Annotated in this window: 3 protein-coding genes and 1 pseudogene; 2 read left to right on the forward strand and 2 right to left on the reverse strand. The window is 44.0% G+C overall.

Going from position 1 to position 2,469, the window contains the following annotated elements:
- Positions 1–184: pseudogene (locus H6S82_RS28930) on the forward strand (SHNi-TPR domain-containing protein); the annotation flags it as partial.
- Between the two features lie 226 nt (positions 185–410).
- Complete coding sequence (locus H6S82_RS28935) at positions 411–704, forward strand: WGxxGxxG family protein (RefSeq protein ID WP_190463941.1); 294 nt, start codon at positions 411–413, stop codon at positions 702–704.
- Positions 705–858: 154 nt separating this feature from the next.
- On the opposite strand, the gene H6S82_RS28940 is transcribed toward H6S82_RS28935, so the two are convergent.
- Both H6S82_RS28940 and H6S82_RS28945 read right to left on the reverse strand, forming a co-directional pair.
- Complete coding sequence (locus H6S82_RS28940; protein ID WP_190463942.1) at positions 859–1,218, reverse strand: hypothetical protein; 360 nt, start codon at positions 1,216–1,218, stop codon at positions 859–861.
- Positions 1,219–1,488: 270 nt separating this feature from the next.
- A partial coding sequence (locus H6S82_RS28945) for a tryptophan 7-halogenase (protein WP_199317986.1) occupies positions 1,489–2,469 on the reverse strand: 981 nt, incomplete at its 5' end.

The raw sequence follows: 2,469 nt of genomic DNA on the forward strand, positions 1-2,469 counted from the left end.
TTACAACTTTTACGGTATGATGAATACTTACGATGAAGTTGGGCAACTTTATTTAGAGTATAAAAATTTTGCACAAGCGCTCTCAGCTTTTCAAAAAGGTTTGGAACTAGCCCAGCAGTTGAAACACCGTGAAAGCTATTTCGCCAGACAGATTCAGCGAGTGACAGAACAAGCTAATCGTTAGGGGCTCTTAAAAGTCAAAAGTCAAAAATAAAAAGTCAAAAACACGAGGGAGAGGGAAAGGGAGGAGGTAAGAGGAGTAATTTTGACTTTTGACTGTTTAACCCCCTCTTGAGTTAGAGTCTGGAATAAGAAGGTTTCCCACCGCAGATTGATGAGAGTTGTTTGATGAACCGATAAATTTGGGGATGTAAAGAATCTGCCGTCGATGGAGAGCAAAGAGGAGAAATATGAAACCTTCTAATTTAACCAAGGTTGTGGGAGCCAGCGTCATCGCTCTAAGTTTAACTATTTTGCCTTCAACACTACCTGCTACTGCTCAAACTGACACCAACGTTGATAGATCTGGCCCTGTTATAGACAGGACTCCTTTCCAGGAAACAAGAGACGATAATAATAATTGGGGTTGGTTGGGATTGCTGGGTCTGATCGGTTTAGCTAACCTGTTCCGTAAGGAACCAGAACGGACTGTTTCGCGCGATCGCGATGATGTTATGGCTGGTGACCCAGGTTCCAGACTGTAAGTTTCCACACTTAATCTGACTACCAACTTGTGTGATATAAAATAGAAACCGGGTTTCTTCAAGAAACCCGGTTTAGTGATATAGAAACCCGGTTTCTTCAAGAAACCGGGTTTCTAAAACATCCACCCCTGAAGGTGTAATTGCCTTTCTGTTTTTAAGAACGATCGTCTAAACTTCTTAGTTGTAGTTCCACTGCATTTAGATAGTCATCATCTGCCATAACACTAGATGGAAGTCGGTTGGCTTTCACTGCACTCTCGACGATATCTTCGGCATCGACAGTTCCTGTGCGATAAGCAGAAATTAGACCTTGGGCGCTGGGAATTCCTTGCTCCTCGAAGTAACCTTGATAAGCCATATAAACTAGATTGAAAGGTTGCAATTCAAAGCTAGGAACCGTGGGGGTACTACTTGAGGAGGCAGGGTTATCAGTCGGTGATTCAGCTCTAACAGCAGGTGCGGCGACAGCAGACAGCAACACAACAGATAAACCACCAATAATTAAACGTTTCATCACAAAATCTCCCAAATGAATTGAAGTAGCTCGGTTAATTACTTCCTTTAATTACTAGGATGATTTATTGTGATGGAGATTACATCTAACAATTAGAATAAGACTCAAGGTAGAATAAATATTGTTTGGCGAGCGAGTTCATATCTACAATTGAAATTTTTAAGTCTTACCAATGACAGATAATTTTACGTTGACAAGCTTTAGGTTCACCGAATTTTTTGGATGCTGTGCTTTTGGATGCTGTGCTGCTGATGAGGTAGGTTTTTTAAGTTAAATCCAGTCAGGTGGGTGAGGCAAAGTACCGTAGAGTTCCCTTAATTTAGCCAGATCTTGTCCAAACCAATTATTAAGCCACTGACGGTAGGCTTGAATTGCTTGTAGCTCGATCGCACCCTTATTGACCATCTGTATAATTAAATGAGCGGCCATCATCCCGGACATAATTGCTTTGAGAACGCCGTGAGAAGAAGCCGGATCGAGTACAGCAGCGGCATCTCCAACTATAAAATAACCGAGACCGGCGCAAGCAGGCACAACGCGCCAGGTTACATCTGCCGCACCGATTTTACCTTTGGGTATGAGTCCTTGGAATTCTTCAGGAAGCCAATTTTTTTCAATTGTTTCGTTAGCAAAAAATAGTCGAGTCCATTGATAAAGTTGGGGACGCACCCGCGCTGTCCAAGTCCACCCGCTTTTGTCTGCAACTATTGCCGGTGCATCATCCCGAATCGGACAATCTCCCGACGCATATCCATAATAAGCAATCAGACGGGGAGAATAAGTTTGAATTGGCAATGTTAACTGTTTAGCTAGCCAGTGTCCGCTACCGGCAGCGTCGATAATAAAAGATGATGGCAAAAAACCATCTGATGTCTCAACTCCGACAATCCGATTTTCCCTGACCACAGGATGCAAAGCGCGACAAGGTTGCCGAATTTCGACGCCTAACTCAATAGCTTGATTTTGCAAAATAGCATCAAAATGCGATCGCCATGCTTGAAAACCGCGCCACTTTCCCCTTTCATCTGCACCGAAAGGCACAAATGTCGATTCGCTTGACCATTTAACCCAATTTCCTTCGTGTCTGAGGAAATCGGCAGAGAGAATTTGTGCTGCTACGCCTAACTGTTCCAGAAGCGGTTCTATCCCTGGATGGAGGGTTTCGCCGGGACGATCGCGGGGAAAAGTTTCGCGTTCGACGATAACGACGCGCCAACCCATTTTAGCTAACAAGATCGCCGCCGCCGCACC

The sequence above is a fragment of the Planktothrix sp. FACHB-1355 genome (assembly GCF_014748295.1).
Lineage (GTDB): Bacteria > Cyanobacteriota > Cyanobacteriia > Cyanobacteriales > Aerosakkonemataceae > Aerosakkonema > Aerosakkonema funiforme_A.